The organism is Phyllobacterium sp. 22552 (genome assembly GCF_052044585.1).
GTDB classification, from domain to species: Bacteria; Pseudomonadota; Alphaproteobacteria; order Rhizobiales; family Rhizobiaceae; genus Phyllobacterium; species Phyllobacterium ifriqiyense.
Map to the genome: position 1 here is coordinate 464077 of NZ_JBQENG010000001.1, position 18757 is coordinate 482833.

21 protein-coding genes and 1 other RNA gene are annotated in these 18757 nt (G+C 51.8%); 11 read left to right on the forward strand and 11 right to left on the reverse strand.

Annotation, left to right across the window (positions count from 1 at the left end):
* Positions 1 to 2: 2 nt before the first annotated feature.
* Positions 3 to 596 carry an SspB family protein gene (locus ACTJI9_RS02320; protein ID WP_336439802.1) on the reverse strand — a complete coding sequence of 198 codons (594 nt, stop codon included), beginning with the start codon at positions 594 to 596 and terminating at the stop codon, positions 3 to 5.
* Between the two features lie 270 nt (positions 597 to 866).
* Positions 867 to 1574 (reverse strand): TetR/AcrR family transcriptional regulator, encoded by a 708-nt coding sequence (locus ACTJI9_RS02325; protein WP_307279091.1) that lies wholly within the window; start codon positions 1572 to 1574, stop codon positions 867 to 869.
* A gap of 306 nt (positions 1575 to 1880) precedes the next feature.
* Between ACTJI9_RS02325 and ACTJI9_RS02330 the strand changes: the two genes are divergently transcribed.
* Positions 1881 to 3086, forward strand: coding sequence for a Bcr/CflA family efflux MFS transporter (locus ACTJI9_RS02330; RefSeq protein ID WP_115052587.1), 1206 nt, complete (start codon positions 1881 to 1883; stop codon positions 3084 to 3086).
* A 50-nt stretch (positions 3087 to 3136) separates the two neighbouring features.
* On the opposite strand, the gene ACTJI9_RS02335 is transcribed toward ACTJI9_RS02330, so the two are convergent.
* The 6 genes from ACTJI9_RS02335 to ssrA form a co-directional block, all read right to left on the reverse strand.
* Complete coding sequence (locus tag ACTJI9_RS02335) at positions 3137 to 3682, reverse strand: AAA family ATPase (RefSeq protein WP_440805746.1); 546 nt, start codon at positions 3680 to 3682, stop codon at positions 3137 to 3139.
* Positions 3683 to 3850: 168 nt separating this feature from the next.
* On the reverse strand, positions 3851 to 4117 hold the full coding sequence (locus ACTJI9_RS02340) for a hypothetical protein (protein ID WP_307279082.1): 267 nt from the start codon (positions 4115 to 4117) through the stop codon (positions 3851 to 3853).
* A gap of 42 nt (positions 4118 to 4159) precedes the next feature.
* Positions 4160 to 4930 carry a DUF899 domain-containing protein gene (locus tag ACTJI9_RS02345; RefSeq protein ID WP_440805749.1) on the reverse strand — a complete coding sequence of 257 codons (771 nt, stop codon included), beginning with the start codon at positions 4928 to 4930 and terminating at the stop codon, positions 4160 to 4162.
* A 38-nt stretch (positions 4931 to 4968) separates the two neighbouring features.
* Positions 4969 to 5442 carry an SRPBCC family protein gene (locus ACTJI9_RS02350; RefSeq protein ID WP_440805753.1) on the reverse strand — a complete coding sequence of 158 codons (474 nt, stop codon included), beginning with the start codon at positions 5440 to 5442 and terminating at the stop codon, positions 4969 to 4971.
* Positions 5426 to 5776: an ArsR/SmtB family transcription factor gene (locus ACTJI9_RS02355; protein ID WP_115052591.1), complete on the reverse strand. Its 351-nt coding sequence runs from the start codon at positions 5774 to 5776 to the stop codon at positions 5426 to 5428. Before ACTJI9_RS02355 ends, ACTJI9_RS02350 begins: the two co-directional genes overlap by 17 nt.
* 148 nt (positions 5777 to 5924) lie before the next feature.
* Positions 5925 to 6283, reverse strand: a transfer-messenger RNA (tmRNA) gene (gene ssrA, locus ACTJI9_RS02360).
* Positions 6284 to 6376: 93 nt separating this feature from the next.
* Here ssrA and ACTJI9_RS02365 point away from each other — a divergent pair.
* The gene (locus tag ACTJI9_RS02365; protein WP_354344112.1) at positions 6377 to 6964 is read left to right on the forward strand and encodes a tyrosine phosphatase family protein; all 588 of its coding nucleotides are present in this window, start codon (positions 6377 to 6379) and stop codon (positions 6962 to 6964) included.
* A 13-nt stretch (positions 6965 to 6977) separates the two neighbouring features.
* Here ACTJI9_RS02365 and ACTJI9_RS02370 read toward each other — a convergent pair whose 3' ends face one another.
* On the reverse strand, positions 6978 to 7184 hold the full coding sequence (locus ACTJI9_RS02370) for a hypothetical protein (RefSeq protein WP_115052592.1): 207 nt from the start codon (positions 7182 to 7184) through the stop codon (positions 6978 to 6980).
* A 245-nt stretch (positions 7185 to 7429) separates the two neighbouring features.
* Between ACTJI9_RS02370 and ACTJI9_RS02375 the strand changes: the two genes are divergently transcribed.
* The 8 genes from ACTJI9_RS02375 (at position 7430) to ACTJI9_RS02410 (ending at position 14588) form a co-directional block, all read left to right on the forward strand.
* Positions 7430 to 7741, forward strand: coding sequence for a DUF2853 family protein (locus ACTJI9_RS02375; RefSeq protein ID WP_115052593.1), 312 nt, complete (start codon positions 7430 to 7432; stop codon positions 7739 to 7741).
* 117 nt (positions 7742 to 7858) lie between these two features.
* A complete protein-coding gene (locus tag ACTJI9_RS02380) occupies positions 7859 to 8653 on the forward strand; it encodes a thymidylate synthase (protein WP_115052594.1) in 795 nt (264 codons plus the stop codon).
* Between the two features lie 60 nt (positions 8654 to 8713).
* Entirely contained in the window at positions 8714 to 9706 is a 993-nt protein-coding gene (locus ACTJI9_RS02385) for a DUF4424 domain-containing protein (RefSeq protein WP_440805757.1), read from the forward strand.
* Positions 9703 to 10206: a dihydrofolate reductase gene (locus ACTJI9_RS02390; RefSeq protein ID WP_115052596.1), complete on the forward strand. Its 504-nt coding sequence runs from the start codon at positions 9703 to 9705 to the stop codon at positions 10204 to 10206. The genes ACTJI9_RS02385 and ACTJI9_RS02390 overlap by 4 nt, the downstream gene beginning before the upstream one ends.
* A gap of 291 nt (positions 10207 to 10497) precedes the next feature.
* Positions 10498 to 11604, forward strand: a complete 1107-nt coding sequence (hflK, locus tag ACTJI9_RS02395; protein WP_115052597.1) for an FtsH protease activity modulator HflK — start codon at positions 10498 to 10500, stop codon at positions 11602 to 11604.
* Positions 11604 to 12548 carry a protease modulator HflC gene (gene hflC / locus ACTJI9_RS02400; RefSeq protein WP_115052598.1) on the forward strand — a complete coding sequence of 315 codons (945 nt, stop codon included), beginning with the start codon at positions 11604 to 11606 and terminating at the stop codon, positions 12546 to 12548. Before hflK ends, hflC begins: the two co-directional genes overlap by 1 nt.
* Before the next feature lie 15 nt (positions 12549 to 12563).
* Positions 12564 to 12749: a DUF2065 domain-containing protein gene (locus ACTJI9_RS02405; RefSeq protein WP_115052599.1), complete on the forward strand. Its 186-nt coding sequence runs from the start codon at positions 12564 to 12566 to the stop codon at positions 12747 to 12749.
* A gap of 345 nt (positions 12750 to 13094) precedes the next feature.
* Positions 13095 to 14588: a DegQ family serine endoprotease gene (locus ACTJI9_RS02410; protein WP_370878872.1), complete on the forward strand. Its 1494-nt coding sequence runs from the start codon at positions 13095 to 13097 to the stop codon at positions 14586 to 14588.
* 167 nt (positions 14589 to 14755) lie between these two features.
* Here the strand turns inward: ACTJI9_RS02410 and serB are convergent, their stop codons facing one another.
* Positions 14756 to 15643 carry a phosphoserine phosphatase SerB gene (serB, locus tag ACTJI9_RS02415; protein WP_440805761.1) on the reverse strand — a complete coding sequence of 296 codons (888 nt, stop codon included), beginning with the start codon at positions 15641 to 15643 and terminating at the stop codon, positions 14756 to 14758.
* A gap of 14 nt (positions 15644 to 15657) precedes the next feature.
* Here serB and miaA point away from each other — a divergent pair, with 14 nt between their 5' ends.
* A complete protein-coding gene (miaA, locus tag ACTJI9_RS02420) occupies positions 15658 to 16551 on the forward strand; it encodes a tRNA (adenosine(37)-N6)-dimethylallyltransferase MiaA (protein WP_370878831.1) in 894 nt (297 codons plus the stop codon).
* A 4-nt stretch (positions 16552 to 16555) separates the two neighbouring features.
* Here miaA and ACTJI9_RS02425 read toward each other — a convergent pair whose 3' ends face one another.
* Entirely contained in the window at positions 16556 to 18406 is a 1851-nt protein-coding gene (locus tag ACTJI9_RS02425; RefSeq protein WP_440805763.1) for an ATP-binding protein, read from the reverse strand.
* Positions 18407 to 18757 lie beyond the last annotated feature (351 nt).

The following is an 18757-nucleotide window of genomic DNA, read 5'->3' on the forward strand; positions in this document are numbered from 1 at the left end:
CGTTATTTCTTCTTGCGGAAGGAGTCGAGCGATACCACCGAAGCAGAAGCTTTCTCGCCATTATCGTCTGAGCTTGCATCGGCTGCCGCTTCCGACTTTCCGGATGGCTTGGCCGGTTTCTTGGCGGATTTTGCCGGAGGCTTTGGCTTGGCGCTGGTCGAAGCGAGCTTGGGACCGTCAGCAATGTCGGTTGGCGCTATGCTGGTGATACCTTGGTCATTGTCGCCAACGGTTTCTTCAACCTCCACATCGAACTCCAGCTCGAAGTTTACAGAAGGGTCATAGAAACCGCGAATCGCGGAGAATGGCACGACGAGTTTCTCCGGCACATCGCCAAACGATAGGCCGACTTCAAGATGGGTGTCTGTGACCTGCATGTCCCAGAATTGATGTTGAAGGACAATCGTCATCTGTTCCGGATATTTTTCGTGAAGCCGCGTCGAAATACGCACGCCGGGTGCGCCGGTCAAAAAGGTGACGAAAAAATGGTGGTTGCCCGGCAGGCCTGCTTTGGCAACTTCACCTAGCACCTTACGGATAACGCCGCGAAGCGCTTCCTGGGCAAGTATATCGTAACGGATCATATCTTGTGGCATGCACTCTTATCCCATGGATTCCCCCCTGCCTGTCAAGCGGAGATAGAAATCGTATCCGACCATTATGGCGCATCGCTAATGCATTTGCGACCGATTGTCAGCAATGGGTGCAAATATATCCAGCAAACAGGATATCGATGTCTGTGAAGCGCATTATCAAGAGTATTTGCGGCAAATTTTACAGCGGCTTGGCGTCAGACAACCAAGGACCACAATAAATGAGCAAATTGTACTTTGCTGGTAGACGCTTTCGCAATTCAAATGTGGAAGTCAGCTGACAGCCATCAGGACAGGAGCCGGTTGGCTGCTGGTTTCCTGTACGCGCGGACCATAGGCTCGCAAGAAAGTTTCAACGGCATTTTTGGCAGCGGTCTGCAGTTCTTCTTCTGTCGGTTTGCCACCAAACAGATAAATCATTTGGAGATCGGCATTCACCAGCGCCAGAAATTGGCGGGCGGCAAGGTCAAAATCATCGATTCGCAATGCACCCTTGTGGGCGAGCTTTGCAAACAGCGCGCCAAGCGTCGTGCTTATTTTGCATGGACCGTGCTGGCGCCATCCTTCGAACAAATGCGGATATCTCTCGCCCTCGGATTGGACAAGCCTGCGTAGGAACTTTCCGTCATCGTTGCACAGGCAATTTTTTGTCAGCCTTATGGCGAAATCGGCCAAATCTTGTTGCAGATGATCGGGCTTGTCGGGAAAGGTCGAAAGTGTAGAGAAAAGCATGGCGTTTGCCCGCTCCATAACATCTTCGATCACTGCGACAAACAGCGTTTCTTTTTCGCGGTAGTGGTTATATATTGTCTGGCGCGAGACGCATGCTTCAATCGCAATTTCATCAATACTGGCTCCGGAAAAGCCTTCCCGGCAAAAAACATTTGCTGCGGCATCCAGAATAGACACACGTTTTGAACATTGACCGCGTTGTGTGGGACCGGTGTCTTTGCGTGCAGTTGATGGTCGGCTTAAAGCCATCGCGTGATTTTTCATAGGCCCAAGATAATGCGTCTTGACGTGTTAGACAATAGTGTCTAATTTTACACCTGTGTCCAAATATATTGACGCAGTATTTTCCATGAGCGCCATGCTCCTCCCAAGCAGACGCCTTCATGTTTAGCGCAGTGCCCAAAACCGGATTTCTGGCTGTCCGGGGGAAGCTGCGAAGAAATTTCGGATAGGGCAGGGTGTTTCATCAAATTGAGACGGCCCTGCTCTATCAAGACCGTTCAATTCGTAAATGCAACGCGCTCCTGTGCCGCGATTGCTTGAAAGAGCATCACCATGAAGTCCTCCTTCCTACGTTATGCAATCATCCTTGGATTGCTGTCGGCCATCGGTCCTTTTGCGATCGATATGTATTTGCCTGCGCTTCCATTCATCGGTGCCGATCTGGCGGCTGGTGAAAATGCCGTGCAAATGAGTCTTTTGGCCTTTTTCCTGTCCTTTGCCCTCTTCCAGATCGTCTATGGTCCGCTCTCGGATATGTGGGGTCGCAAGCTACCTCTCTATATGGGGATCGGTCTGTTTACAGTAGCCAGCATTGGCTGCGCCCTGGCAACAAATATTGAGACGCTGGTCGCATTCCGCTTCCTGCAGGGAATTGGCGGTGCAGCAGGTATGGTCATTCCACGCGCTGTTGTACGTGACATGCATACTGGCGTTCAGGCCGCTCGCCTTATGTCGCTGCTGATGCTGGTGTTCAGCATTTCTCCTATTCTAGCGCCGTTGACAGGCAGTGCGGTTATTCACTTTTTTGGATGGCGCGGCGTATTCTGGGCCGTAATGATTGCCGCCCTTATCGGTCTGGTTTTGCTGTCAACACAGCTTGAAGAAACCCGGCCAAAGGAAGCGCGTGCGGAAAGTAGCTTGCGTAGTGCGCTCACTGCTTACGGAATTCTGCTGCGTGATCGCAACTTTATGGTCTTGTCGATGATTGGCGGTTTTGGCATTGCGAGCTTCCTCGTCTATCTTGCCAACTCGCCTTTCGTCTTGATTGACCACTACGGCCTGACACCAACGCAATATAGTATTGCTTTCTCGATCAACGCGGTTTCGTTTTTCACCGTGTCGCAATTGACCGGTTGGCTTGGCAGCCGCTTTGGTCTGGTGCGTGTCATGCGTATGGCAGTTACGGGCTTTGGCATAACATTGGCCGCCATGGTTGTTGTCATGGGCGCCGGCTTTGATCAATTGCCGGTTCTGGCTGCATTCCTCTTTGTCGGCTATGGCTTCCTCGGCCTTGTTATCCCGACAACCGGTGTTCTTGCATTGGAAGAGCACGGAGAAATTGCCGGTTCCGCGTCGGCTCTGTTGGGTACTTTGCAGTTCGTGATATCGATCATCGCCATGATTGTTGCGGCGCTTTTCTTCACAGGCAAGCCACTGCCGATGGCCGCCGGTATTGCCATGTGCGCCGTGATAGCTTTCGCCGTCACACAACTGACGATCGGCCGCCGTCCTGTTGAAGTCGGTGCTGCTGCCGAGTAATTCTGAGTTTCAGATCTGCAAAAAGGCCCGGATGCAAATCCGGGCCTTTTTCATGATAGGTGCTCAAGGATAAAGTCGGTCCGGTGACTGGCTGGCAATCGAGGCACTTCGATCAGGTCATAGCCAAAATGCCCATAGGCTTTCACCATGGCATGATAGGTCCGGACAGCCTCCGCAAATGTTTGTTTGCGTTCCCTATCTTGCTCAAAGATCTCTTCCCAAGGGGGCAGTATGAAAGCCAGCGGGTTATACCGGTATTGTTCGGCAGCGTTTTGAACATGTGCGGGCACCGCAAGCTGCGATAGTTGCAGATATCCTGCGATGTCCGGGATGCCGCGATCGAAAAAGATCATCCCATCTACTTCTTGTGCAATCTCGTAAGATCGCAGTTCCCAACAAAGCATCAGTTCGGAGAAAAGGGCAGGGTCTTTCCAAGGAAGCGCTGGTCCTTCAATGCTTGTTTGCTGCTGGATAATCGCTCGCCCAGCTTCGACCGAGGCGGCGTGACCGCGTTGTTTCAGCTCTTCAATGAGAGTTGTTTTTCCTGAGCCCGGGCCGCCTGTGAGGACGACAAACCTTTCATTTAGAATGTGCATGGATAGCTCCTGCTGACGCGCGCTCACGGCTATCAGCTTCATAGATTTACGAACAGCAGACGCGGAACGCCGCTAGCTTTAAGGGAATTTGGGGGGAGGGTTTTGGCGCTTGATCAGCGAACCATGTGAATGATTTAACCAACCATATCGAAGAAACTCAAGCGAATTTCATTGTCCGGAGGATTTTTTATAGCTCGCATCAGTTAGCTGGATGGGTTTGGCTCCATTTGCTGGCACGCCGCTGCAAATGGGCTGCGCGAGAATTTCAGCCAGTACAGAACGCTCATTATTGGCGGCCCTGTTGAAATAGTGCCGGACATGCTCTGCCGCGAAAGCTGAGCCCACAATCACGGTGATGGACGCGATGGCATAGGCAAGGAGGCGCAGCCGCCGGGCGAGAATGTTTTTCAAACTCGCCCGGGTTGCGGTTGCCATTGCGATGCACAGTGCAATGAGTGTGCAGCACATGGTGCAAAGTCAGCTATGTGTCGAACAAGCGCATGCAGCGGCTTGCTCGTGGATTGGCGCTGGCGGATTGCTGGTCCGGCCATTGGTGTTTTTCAGCCGCGCCCAATCGCCAAGATTGAAATGCGGACCATTTTCATTGCGGCCCTTTGGCATGATGTCGAAATAGGCGTAGACACCAAGGAATTGCTCATCACCGCGGCCAAATGCTGAATAGGTATGATAGATCTGGCCGTCTTCATCCTTGTAGAACACGCTGCCGCCCGACAAATCGTCGATCCCCGGGTCGCCATATTCATAATTGTAGAATGCCGTGCCTTTCTCTCTTTCCTCCGCAGTAAATGACACGTCAAAATCATAGTTGAAGTCGTTATTGAAAGACGACACCCAGGGAAAGTTCCAGCCCATGGATTTACGGGCAGCTTCGATTTCAGCAATTGGCGCCCGCGCAATGGCGACATAAGACACGTCATTATTTGCCAGATGCCGTAAAATGCCTTCCACGTGATCCACAACGAGGCCGCAACCGAAACATGGTTTTTCCTGACCGGGTGCCAACATGAAATGCTTGATGAAAAGCTGGCTGTGTCCGTTGAACAAATCAGAGAGCGTTACCTTTCCTGAAGGGCCATCAAAGACATAATCCTTTTCGATTTTTACCCAAGGCAGCGCGCGTTTTTCCGCACTCATGCGCTCTTGCGCTTTGGTAAAGGCTTTTTCTTTTTCGAGCAGTGCAGTGCGCGCTTCGAGCCATTGTTCTCGTGATACGATCTGGTGTTGCATGATCATCTCCTGTTGCTGTTGCTTCGTCGCTGCTGATTTCAGGCGAGCAGTTCTTCCAGCCTGTCGAAGGCGCTGTTCCAACCCTGCCGGTGGCCTTCACAATTTTCCACTGTGTCGAACTCGGACTGTTGAAACTGCATTTTGGTCTTGCCGGCCAAATCTTCGAGATCGATTTTGACAAGTGTTTCCCTGCCTGCTTTTCCGTCTTCCTGATCCCATGCAAATGTGAAGACGAGCCGTTCGTCTGGTACGACCTCATGATAGATTCCGCCGTGCCAAAGTTCCTCGCCATTTGCCGCCGAGTCCAGGCATGCCCGCCATTTGCCACCGGGGCGAACATCCGCTTCCACGAAACTTGCGGGATAGTCCCGGGGCCCAAGCCATTGCAGCATTCGCTTCGGGTCGGTAAACGCCTTGAAAACCAGGGAACGTGGGGCATTGAAAACCCGATTGATAGTCAGGACCCGCCCGGCAACAGTGTTTGCTATTTCGGCACTATTGTTCTGAATCATTTTTCTTGTCCTCCACCTGTAGCTCTTCCAGATATTCTTCCAACCGGTCGAAGCTGTTTTCCCAGAAGCGTTTATAATGTTCGATCCAGGTCTCGACTTCCTTCAGCGGTGCAGCATTGAGGCTGCATGGCCGCCACTGCGCTTCCCGGCCACGAATGACCAGGCCTGCACGTTCCAAAACCTTCAGATGTTTTGAAATAGCGGGGCCTGACATTTCGAAAGGTTCTGCCAGTTCCGTTACCGAAGTTGTTCCGAGTGAAAGCCGCGCAAGAATCGCACGGCGGGTAGGGTCGGCCAGCGCAGAAAAAATATTGTCGAGGCGGTCTGTTTGCATTGCTGTAGAACCATTCGGTTATTTAACTTAATGGTTATATACGCCTGACAAACGCGATCGTCAAGCGGGACTTTGCAGGCGCAAAGGCAGCAGGAGGTCACAACGCAGAAATGCGAAGGAGCGTTTTAAAGGTTTTGAAGGAGAGGAAAGTGGAGGTTTCTGTTGCCAGGTACCTCCGAACCCCGCCTAGAAGTGCGAACCCCTAGGACTTGATTTGAAGCTATAGCACTGCATTAAGCAGCGATACGTGCTTCCGCATAGTTGTCGTTTGCAACTACTGAGTTAGCCCGATAACGGTGGTACAATGCCGGGCAAAAGTTCGATCTTTACACCCTTGTCGATCCTATTTCGCCCCCGCCACAAGGCAGCGTTGTTCTGCTGCATTGTGGTGGAGGCGCCGGGTACCGCCCCCGGGTCCAATGGGCTTATTTCATCGTCCGTTTATCACCATAGCTGGCCGAAGCCAGCGGAACGTATATAGGTGTGCCGCATAATTAAATCAACGCGCAAATCATTGATTTTCCGGTTGATGCAAGTGTAGCAGCGACTGCTCGGTTCCCTTATAAGCAGAGCCAACAGTCACCAGAAAGCGGTCAGATCATGCAGACGTTGAAAATATCCACGCTTACAATATGCGGTATCGATGAACTTCCCGGCCAAAGGGAGCGCGGCGTCAGCCATGTGCTTTCAATCGTTGATCCCGACTGGCCAGAGCTGGAAGCGTTTCAGTCCTATGGTGTCCATGACCGCACAATCCTGCAATTTCACGACATTATCGACCCTGCGCCAGATCGTGTTCTACCTCAGCAACATCATGTGACGGAAATACTCAACTTCGGCTCTCGCCTTCTTCAATCGGCAGAAGATCGCGTTGAGGGCCACCTGCTTGTGCATTGCCATATGGGCGTTTCACGCTCGACTGCCGCTATGCTGACGCTTATGGCGCAAGCCAGTCCGGATGAGGCTGAAGATCGGCTTTTCGAAAGACTGCGAACAATCCGGCCTCAGGCCTGGCCGAACTCATTGATGATTGGCTATGCCGATGAACAATTGGGCCGTAAAGGCAGGCTGGTTTCCGAATTGCACCGCCACTATGCAGTCCAGCTGAAGCGCGATGCAATGTTCGAAGAGTTGATGACACGCATTGGTCGCACGCGTGAATTGGAAATGGGCAGATCGGCGGCCTGATAGCTCTGCACGCTTACTCAGGGACAAGGCCGTCAAAGACTTCCAGCATAGCATCGGCAATGGCCTTGCCCAGCGCTGCTCCGGACTCTTTCAATCCGGCCTCATCCATATCGCGCGCGGCGAGGGCAAGAGCGGACCCTTCGGATCGCACTATCTCCTGCGCGCGCTCAATCGCCCACATGGCAAAATCGCTGCGCGTCGTAATTTCCACAGTATCCATGGCGGTGCCTTCCTGTCATTTGATGCCGCTGTACTATCCTTTGGCGGACGATTTCGAAAGCGGTTTCGCGATAAAGCCTGACATCGGCCGAGCCAAAGAGTGATTGACTTGGGGGTATTGCTGAGGAATGTTCCTTTTGTCTAGCGTGGACATTGGCCAGCCTGTTTTCCGCAGCGCGCCATGTCTTCATTGTCAGGGGAGGTTGCAATGCAGCGCATTGGGCCTAGCAATCAGGAGATTTTTACATGAGTGACTATCTAACCGATGTCCGTCATTACGATGCTGCGGCTGATGAAGCTGTCGTTGCAAAGATCGTCAAACATCTCGGCATTGCTCTACGCAACCGGGATTCATCACTGGTATCCTGTTCTGATCCTGAAGAATTGGCGCGCGTTCGTACCAATTGGGTGGAAAAGAAGCTTGGCTTGACAGATGTGGCCAAAGCCGATGCCGCAATCGAGTCCGTATGCGCAACAATGAAGGACGACCGCACCAAGAGCCGCGTTACATTTTACTATCTGACCGCTAAGGCTCTTGGAGCGTTGGGTAGCATCTGATCTTTCCGCCTCAAAAGAGAAAGCCTTGTGGGAATCCGCAGGGCTTTTCTGTTTGCAGTGCTGTGGATCACGTACAAGTTTTACTATTTAGTCAGTCGAATCTGCTAAAGAGAAACGATGCGCACTTATCTTGATCTTCTACAGCACGTCCTTGACAACGGTGCCGACCGTGGTGATCGCACGGGCACGGGCACGCGTTCGGTTTTCGGCTATCAAATGCGATTTGATCTGGCCGCAGGGTTTCCCGTTCTCACCACGAAGAAACTGCATCTCAAGTCGATTATCCACGAGTTGTTGTGGTTCCTGAAAGGCGACACCAACATTGCCTATCTGCGTGATAATGGCGTAACGATTTGGGACGAATGGGCTGACGAAAACGGCGATCTCGGCCCCGTCTATGGCTATCAATGGCGCTCATGGCCGACACCGGATGGCGGGCATATTGACCAGATTGCCGGGCTACTGAGTGCCATACGGAACAACCCCAATTCACGGCGTCTGATCGTTTCGGCATGGAATCCCGCGCTTGTAGACGAGATGGCGCTGCCGCCATGCCACTGCCTGTTCCAGTTTTATGTGTCTGATGGCAAACTGTCCTGCCAGCTTTACCAACGATCCGCCGATATTTTTCTGGGCGTTCCGTTCAACATCGCCTCTTATGCGCTGTTGACGATGATGATCGCTCAGGTGACAGGTTTGAAACCGGGTGATTTTGTTCACACTCTGGGCGATGCGCATCTTTATGCAAACCATTTCGAGCAGGCGCGATTACAACTTGCGCGCAAGCCGGGTCCATTGCCTATTATGCAGATCAATCCTGATGTGACTGATCTCTTTGCTTTTAAATATGATGACTTCCGTCTCGTTGATTACGTCGCTGAGCCGGCCATTAAGGCGCCCATCGCCGTCTAGAGCGATTCATGACATCGTTTTAGTTGAAAATGCTCTGGACCATCTTCGCGGAGAGTGAAAATGACTGTCAGATTGTCTCTCGTCGCTCTTCAGACATTGCTGCTTCTGATTTCATCGCCAGGTCTGGCTAATGATACAACCGCATCGGTGGGAACTGGCGGTCTGATCTACACGCGCAATTCAATCATTTCCATGGAACAGGAAGACCTGTTCATTTCGGAAAACGAGATACGCGTCGATTATGTGTTCAGAAACAATTCGGATGGCGATGTGGAGAACATTATTGCTTTCCCCATGCCTGATCTCGAACCCCGTTACGAATCCGATATTGCCATTCCGGATATGGGCTCGGACAATTTTCTGGACTTTACAGTCGCCATTGATGGCAAGCCGATCAAGCCCGAGCTGCAACAGCGTGGCTTGGCCGGCGGTCTTGATGTTACTGACGCCCTCATTTCGAGTGCAATTCCAGTGTCACCGCAAAATGCTTCGGTCCAAGCGGCGATTGACAAGTTGGATACCGCCACAAAACAGGATTGGCTGAAACGCGGTATTCTCCAAAATAGTGATGATTCTGAATTTGCACCGGGCTGGTTGCTCAAGTCGACCTATTGGTGGGTGGGCCATTTTCCGGCAGGAAAGGATGTGCGTGTATCGCATCGCTACAAGCCCAGTGTCGGCGGAACTGTCAGCCTGAATTTTGATCCCGATGATAACAGTACCCATGGCCCCAATTTTGACCACGCGCAGAAGTATTGCCGTGACAAGAGCTTCAATCAAAGCGTTGCAAAAATCGTCAAGAAGGCTGGGCCCGAACGAACCGTGCTCTATGAAAACTGGATATCATATATCCTTACCACAGGTGGTAATTGGGCAGGCCCCATCAAGAAGTTCAAACTTACGATCGATAAGGGCGACACGGAGAATCTGATCAGTTTTTGTGGGCAGAATGTCAGAAAAACCGGTCCCACAACCTTTGAGATGACTGCTGAAGATTTCTGGCCCGAGCGCGATTTGGAAATACTGCTTCTGAAGAGGAATAAGACTGAATGATCAGCTTTGTAGTTGCCATTGCGCAGAATGGTGTGATTGGACGGGATAATGATCTGCCATGGCGATTATCTTCGGATTTGAAGCGGTTCAAGGCGATTACCATGGGCAAGCCCATCATCATGGGTCGCAAGACATGGGATTCGCTTGGCAAGCCTTTGCCGGGACGCACAAATATCGTCATTACGCGCGATCCAGCTTTCAATGTCGAGGGGGTAGTCTCGGCCAGGTCCGTTGACGAAGCGCTGCTGATTGCGGGCAGCCACGCGGGCGCTGATCAGGTCAATGAGATTTGCATTATCGGCGGCGGCGAGATCTTCCGGCAATGCCTCAACCGCGCTGACAGGTTGTATGTGACATGGGTGCTTGCGAGCGTGGAAGGCGATGTCCATTTTCCTGAGATCGATCCTGCCATCTGGTCGGAATCGTCCAGCGAAGAATTTCCCGCTGGGGAAAAAGACAACTATCCGACACGCTATGTCGTCTACGAGCGTCGCCATTAAGCTTGCCGACACGCCTCATATTATGAAAATATTGTGATAACTGACGATAATTGTTTGGTTTTTCAGCAAAAGGCTCAGAAAAGCATCGGTGTGCGTTGAAAGCCAACCTCGCCATCCCTATAAACGGGATGTTGAGCTACTGCGTCCCGTGTCAGAATGGCGACGCAAAGGTCTCAGTAGAGCGTTAAAATAGCGCATGGCCCATTCTAAAAATCGATTCCGGTTTTTAGGGGCATGTGCTGCGAGGGGTAGCCACAGGGTGGTGATTTTCGTTCAAATTAAGAGGTAGGAATGCCCTGGAGTAATCAGAACGGTGGCGGCGGCCCTTGGGGCGGTGGCGGTAATAATAATGGCGGTGGTGGTGGCCCTTGGGGTCAAAAACCGCAAGGTGGCGGTGGAGGCAAGACGCCTCCGGACCTCGAAGACATTTTCCGCCGCGGTCAAGACCGTCTGCGGCAAGCAATCCCCGGTGGCACCGGCGGTAGTCCAGCTATCTGGGGCCTGATCGGACTTGCCCTTGTGGCTTTCTGGGTTTTCCAGTCTGTTTATACTGTTCAGCCAGACGAACGTGCAGTCGAACTGCGTTTTGGTAAACCGAAGACCGATATTTCCGAGCCTGGCTTGCATTTCCACTTCTGGCCAATCGAATCCTACGAAAAGGTGGAGATTGTTGAAAAGCAGAAGAATATTGGCGGACAAGGTACACGCGGCGCCAAGGAAGGCCTGATGCTTTCGGGTGACCAGAACATCGTCGATGTTCAGTTCTCGGTGCTTTATCGTGTTTCCGATCCGGTTTCCTATCTGTTCAAGGTCGAAAATCCGGAAAATCTGGTACAGCAGGTTTCTGAAAGCGCTATGCGCGAGATCGTTGGCCGCAGTCCAGCTCAGGATATTTTCCGTGATAATCGCGCAGGCATTGCCAACGACGTGCGCAACATTATCCAGAAAACGCTTGATGAATATGGCGCTGGCATTGCTATTAATGCTCTTTCAATTGAAGATGCAGCTCCACCGCGCGAAGTTGCAGACGCCTTCGACGAAGTTCAGCGTGCTGAACAGGACGAAGATCGTTTCGTTGAGGAATCCAATCAATATTCCAACCAGAAGCTTGGTCAGGCTCGCGGTGAGGGCGCGCAGATTCGTGAAGATGCTGCGGCTTATAAAAACCGTATCGTTCAGGAAGCAGCGGGTGAGGCCCAGCGCTTTACCTCAGTCTACGATGAATATGTCAAGGCGCCGGAAGTTACCCGTAAGCGTCTTTTCCTTGAAACCATGGAGCGTGTGCTGAAAGACTCTACCAAGGTCATTGTTGATCAGAACGGGCAGGGCGTTGTTCCCTATCTACCATTGCCGGAACTGAGCAAACAGGCGAAACCCGCGACCGGAGGAGCACAGTGATGAACCAGAATCGTCTCCCGATTTATGTCGGTGTAATCCTCTTCGCTGCGCTTCTTGTTTATGCGTCAATCTTTGTTGTACGCGCCGGTCAGCAGGCCATCGTTCTGCGCTTCGGTGAAATTGTCGATGTGGAATCCGAGCCCGGTATCTATTTCAAAATGCCTTTCGGCTTTCTTGAAGCAGATAATGTTCAGATGATCGAAAATCGTGCTCTCAGCTTTGAACTCGATAATATCCGTGTTCAGGTTTCGGGCGGCAAGTTCTACGAAGTCGATGCCTTCCTCGTCTATCGCATCACCGATCCTCGTAAATTCCGTCAGACCGTTTCGGGCGACGTGACTCTGGCGGAAGCCCGCCTACGCACGCGTCTTGATGCAGCCCTGCGTGGCGTTTACGGCTTGCGCGGCTTTGAAGCTGCTTTGTCGGATGAACGTGCAGGCATGATGCTTGAGGTGCGTGAACAATTGCGTCCTGACTCTGAATCGCTTGGATTGCAGATCACCGATGTACGTATTCGCCGTACGGATCTAACTCAGGAAGTATCCCAGCAGACCTTTGCCCGTATGAGCGCCGAGCGTCTTGCTGAAGCTGAACGTCTGCGTGCGCGTGGCCGTGAAGCTGCACAGCGGATCAAGGCGATTGCCGATCGTCAGGTGGTTGAGATCGTTGCCGAAGCCCGCAAGGAATCGGAAATTATCCGCGGTCAGGGTGAAGGGGAACGCAGCCGTATCTTCGCGGATGTATTCTCGAAAGATCCCGATTTCTTTGCTTTCTATAGGTCAATGTCGGCCTATGGCACTGCACTGGAAAACACCGGAACGACGATGGTACTTTCACCTAACTCCGAGTTTTTCCGTTACTTCCAGGATGCTGGTGGAGCATTGCCGCCAGTTAGCGGTTCCACACCGCCTGCGCCTGCTGCAACAACACCTGCCCCTCAATAGGGGCAGGATCGGCTGATGACTGATTTTTTGGATGCCGTCGGACTGTTCCTTGTTTTTGAAGGATTGCTCTACGGGTGTTTTCCAATTGTAGCTAAACGGGTTGCTCGCGATGTCAGCGAGCAACCCGATGGTTTCCTGCGTGTAGCTGGCGTTGCATCGATTGCAATTGGCGTGGCCGTTGTTTGGCTGGTCCGCGGTTAGAGCTGAATATTGCTGTCGATCTCAATCAGCAAATCTTGAGTTGAACTCCAACCAAATAAACGTTGAAATAGCTAGAGCAGGTTTTGTTTACAGAGAGTCATTCTGCGGGTCAGGCAGTTCGTTCGATGGAACGACATCGACCTCGCTGCCTTCCGCGTGGATTGTCTCGTTATCCGTGAAACAGAATTGGCTCTATATAAATAAAATTTGCCCTGTCCGGCCATACTTTCGACCATAGTGGTGGTTCTGCTGGCCTGAAATATTCCGACCTTATTGAAAAGGCCTGTTGTCATGGTTTTTAGCACTGCCCGCAAAGCACTCCGTTCTGCTACAGCCGCAATTGCATTGACTGCCTTGGCAGCCACCGGATTTCCACCGGCACTCGTCACGGTGGCAAATGCGCAGACGCAGGCGCCAACTGTTCCCAATAGTGCGCAGCCAAGAGCGCAGGGCCCGGCTTCTGTGGCCGATCTTGCCGAGGGTCTCCTGGGCGCTGTGGTGAATATTTCCACATCGCAGACCGTTAAGGGACAGGACGGGGATTCTGGTCCGATCCCGATGCCGAAAGTTCCCGAGGGCTCGCCCTTTCAGGAATTCTTCAATGACTATTTCGGTAAGCAACAACCGGGGCAAAACAATCCATCCCGTCAGGTCCAGTCATTGGGTTCAGGTTTCGTCGTTGATGCCCAAGAGGGCATTATCGTAACCAATAATCATGTGATCGCTGATGCAGACGAAATCGAGGTCAACTTTAGTGATGGCTCGAAACTGAAAGCCGAATTGGTCGGTAAAGATACCAAGACGGACCTTGCCGTTCTCAAGGTTGATCCGAAGAAGCACAAGCTTGTTGCTGTGAAATTTGGCGATTCTTCGAAAACGCGCATTGGCGATTGGGTTATGGCAATCGGTAATCCCTTTGGTTTCGGTGGCACTGTGACAGTCGGAATTGTTTCTGCACGCAACCGCGATATTAATTCTGGCCCCTATGACAATTTTATCCAGACCGATGCAGCGATCAATCGCGGTAATTCCGGCGGGCCGCTGTTTGATATGTATGGACAGGTCATCGGTATCAATACCGCGATTATCTCGCCTACCGGTGGCTCAATTGGTATCGGCTTTGCCATTCCTGCCGAATTGGCGTCCGGCGTGATTGCCCAATTGCGGGAATTTGGTGAAACTCGTCGCGGCTGGCTGGGTGTGCGTATTCAACCCGTGACGGACGATATTGCGGAAAGTCTAGGGATGACCACCAGCAAGGGTGCATTGGTTGCCGGTATCATTGATGGCGGTCCTGTCGCCAATGGCTCCATCCTTGCAGGTGATGTGATTATTCGCTTCGATGGCAAAGAAGTGGCAACTGTCAAAGATCTGCCGCGCGTTGTTGCTGAAAGCCCCGTAGGCAAGGAAGTGGATGTCGTCGTTGTTCGTAAGGGCAAGGAGCAGACAGTAAAGGTCACGCTTGGTCGTCTGGAGGACAGTGAACAAGCTCCCAAGAAACCTGTTGATTCTGATCAGGATGAAGACGGCGCCATTCAGGGCGTTGATGTCTTGGGGATGACCCTGGGCGTGCTGGACGAAGATACCCGCAAGTCATTCGGGATCTCCAAAGAAGTCGAGGGCGTGCTCGTAACAGAAGTCCAGGATGACTCGGTTGCAGGCAATAAGCGGATACAAGCGGGGGATGTAATTGTCGATATTGCACAGGAGACAGTTTCGACTCCGGAGGATGTTGCAGCACGTATCGAAAAACTGCGCGATGAGGGCCGCAAGAATGCGCTCCTCATGCTCGCATCCAAGACGGGCGAGTTGCGATTTGTAACTTTGCAAATGGACTGAGCACTGGGAATCGCAATCTGCGTACGAAAGTGCCCTGATCGGTCGAGGTTTTTACCGATACAGGTTCATTTCGAAGCATAATTCCTGAAAGTTGCTGAAAAATGCTCGATTTTTGCTGAAATTTTTCTACCAGAGCGTGAAAAATAGTTGCGGGTAGGCGAGTGCACTTAGATAAGGAAGTCGGACTTTCGGTAGCCTTGAATATAGAGCAGAGCGGTCAAATCCCCGTGGTCGATTCGAACCTTGGCCTGTTCGGCAACTACTGGTTTTGCATGAAGAGCGACACCCGTTCCTGCAAGTTGCAACATATCAAGATCATTAGCGCCATCGCCCACTGCGATCGCTTCTTCCGGCACAAAGCCAAAACGCTCGCAAATGCTGCTTAATGCGGCCACCTTCGCAGCGCGGCCAAGAATGGGTTCCTGGACTTTGCCTGTTAGCGTTTCTCCATTGTTTATCAATATGTTAGCGCTATTTTCGTTAAACCCGATCATCTCGGCGATACGTTGTGTGAATACGGTAAAGCCGCCGGAAACGAGAGCGGTGTAGGCGCCGTGTTTCTTCATGGTTCTGACAAGTTCCGGTCCGCCCGGCATCAGTGTAATCCGGCTTGCGATCACTTTATCGATGACCGAATATGACAGGCCCTCCAGTAGGGCAACGCGCTCCCGCAATGCCGGTTCGAACTCGATTTCGCCATTCATGGCTCGCGCGGTGATTGCCGCTACCTCATCGCGCAACCCGGCTTCCTCGGCCAGTTCATCAATACACTCCTGCTGAATCATGGTTGAATCCATGTCTGCAATCAGAATTTTTTTGCGCCTGCTATCCTGATTTTGAATAACAATATCAATTGGTTCACCGTCCAGCGCGCGAGCAAGTAGGCCTCTGGCTTCGTCAAGGTCGCTGGTGTCTTTCAAGGTGATGTCACAGGCAATTCCATCGGCCAGCCAATAAAGACCTGTTGCATTGACTGCAGCCGAAGCTTTAATCCCCAATGATGGTGTAAGATTGGATGCGGCAGGATTTGCAATGAGCGTAGCCATTAGAGGCATGGGGCGATTTCCATTTGGGCAGTGATTTGAACAGACAGATAATCCTGATAGCCGGACCAACGGCCAGCGGCAAGTCAGCGCTCGCGCTTCGTTTAGCCGAAGAATTGAATGGCGTAATCATCAATACGGATTCCATGCAAGTTTACAATGTGCTGGAACAGCTGACCGCGCGTCCGGGCAAAGCTGAGTTGGAGCGAGTGCCTCATTATCTTTATGGACACGTCTCGCCCTCCTTAGCCTATTCGACAGGGCGCTGGTTTTCCGATGTCGAGGGACTTTTGAAGTCTCCGGAACTCTTTGAAAAGACTTTGATTTTTGCTGGCGGTACCGGGCTTTACTTTCGTGCACTCCTCGGCGGTCTTTCAACGATGCCGGCTATCCCAGAGGCTGTCCGCTCTTTTTGGCGCAAGCAGGATGGTGAACTGGGAGCGGAAAAACTCCATGAAATGCTGGTGCTGAAAGACCCTTTGGCTGCCGCATCACTTCGCCCGACGGATAGTCAGCGAATTGTTCGTGCGCTTGAAGTTTTCGATACTTCAGGCCGCTCCATCATTGAATGGCAGAAGGAAACTGGCCGGGCGTTGATTAATGCTGCAACTGCCAGAAAGATCATTATTGAACCGGATCGGCAGTGGCTAGGTTCGCGTATTGCCAAGCGTTTTGAAGCAATGATGGAAGAGGGGGCTATCGAGGAGGTCAAGTCCTTGTTATCGCTTGGACTTTCACAAGAACTGCCAGCCATGCGCGCCATTGGCGTTAAGGAAATAGCAGAAGTATTGGCCGGAAGAATAAGAGCCGAGCAAGCTGCGGAACTTGCGACAATTGCCACGCGGCAATATGCAAAACGGCAAATGACCTGGTTTCGCAATCAACTTGGCGACGATTGGGAAAGAGTGCCATATCCCTGATTTATCAGGTTTTATCGTTGCGGAATGTTCGGATCAGATCGCTTGCGCGAAAGCCTTCAACAGTGGGCTGGCTTTGTTCCGTCCGCACGACCGGTTCCGTACTGCGCCATTGAATCTTTTCCGGCTGCGGTTTGGGTGCGGCCAAGGGGGACTCAAATGTTTGAAATGCCGAGTCTATATCGTCTTTCGCCATGCCGTCAGCGGCATTGAGCTGGCGCATTCGCATTAGCACGCTATCAAGACTCAAGTGCTGACTGTCTGGTTTTGCCAATTCTTGCTTCTTCGTCATATTTGCCGCAGGAAGGTCTTCCGGGGCTATTGTCTCGAATATCATACGCATCGGCGTGGGAACTGCTTCACCAAAGGCAATGGCCTCACGATTTGCGATTGATGACAGAAAGCCGACTGTACTTTGTGAAGCGCCGGTGATTGCGCCACGAATAATTTCCTGATCGCGTTCGTTTCCCAGCCGCATGGCGAAAACAGTACTGCATTGCGATAGAATCGTGGAATCGAGTTCTCCCGGACGTTGCGTGATCACACCTAGATAAACCCCATATTTTCGGCCTTCCTTTGCTATACGGGCGATCGCTTGCCGGGTTGGCAAAAATCCGGCGTCCGGGTTTGCTGGAATGTAGCGATGCGCCTCTTCGCACACGACCAATGTCTGCAGGGTGCCATCGCTTGAAACAGCCAGATCAAAGGCCATTCGGCACAATACGGACGCAACAGAGTTCACGACTTCTGATGGCAATCCGGCCAGCTGAAAAACGCAGATAGGTTTATCATTTGCCGGTATGCGGAAAATATGACTGATGGTCTGCCGCATAGTGTCCATTGTCGTTGGGGCGGTAAACATGAACCGATAACGAGGATCAGCGATCAATGCCTGAAGACGTTGTTTCAAAGCCTTCATGACTGGTCTATCAGCCTTGCCTTCGAGTTGGCCAATGCGTTCATCAATCAACTTGATCAGGTCAGCTATTCGATAGGGTGCCGGCGTATCAGCCGTCATTGATGTGTAATCCCGGTCTCTTTTTAGGAGTGAAGGAGCTACGGGTTGCTCTGAATTTGCAAATTGTTCCTTGGCCATGGGGATCAAATCCCTCAAGGCATCTACTTCACCGGCGATGACAGGGCGTCCCCGGAATACGGCCTCCGCAAACTCTTCGAGTTTGAACAACCAGTAGGGCATATCAAACGTATTATGGTCTATTGAGATTGCATTTTTGGGAAATGCGCTGGCAAATTCATTATGTGGATCAAGGATCAGGATTCGAAGTTCTGGGCGCTGCTTGATGATCTTGCGCAAAAGAAGCGAAACTGCGCTCGATTTTCCGACGCCTGTGCTGCCAAGAACGGCAAAGTGGCGGGTAATCAAACTTTCGATGGAAATCAGGGCAGAGATTGATGCGTTCTGCGATAGATGTCCTATTGAAACTGCATTCTTGAGACTTGCGGTGTAAATCGTGGCCAGATCAGTTGCGCGAATACGATGCGCTATCGCCCCCATATGAGGATAGTTTGCGATGCCCGACGAAAATGTCAGTTTGTCATTCGTATCCGTGTTGACCTGTCCGACAAGTTCGACGTGCACATGCACATCCTGATCCGAACCTGAAACCCATCGGGTTTCAGGCAAATCAACTTTGAATATCAGCCCGACTATCCGGGCGTTGTCGACTTGAATGGAGATAAGTTGCCCGACGGTCCAGTAATCGTCGGAAGCACCTATTGACGGACCTGTTTGGGCATAAATGACAGCTGTCCGGCCATTGCATTCAATAATGTGGCCATCAGCTCTGTTGCGAACAAATGGCCGCGGTTCTCCGGTAGGCATGGCTTCAGCGCTCATCGGCTGTTTGTCCCAATTAGATTGCCCGTCGGATGACAGAGGCCAGATGGCTATTTTGCATGCAAGGAATTGAAAATACCTTAGCGACCCAATGCTAAATCGCCGTGACCGCAATCACCTGACTTGATTTGCACTTTGCCGGTTGACGGATTGAAATCACTAAATTATCGTCCGCGACCATGAAAACAGTTCTTATTGTCGTGGGACCGCGTATGGGCAGGGTGTTGTAAGCACCCGGCGAAAGCTCCCATGCGCGAAACACAGGCTCCCTCGGGGGCCTTTTTTATTTTCTACATCTCAGTTAAACGAAAGCACCTTCTGAAAGGCTTTGCGCCGCAGAATAGACGGGAA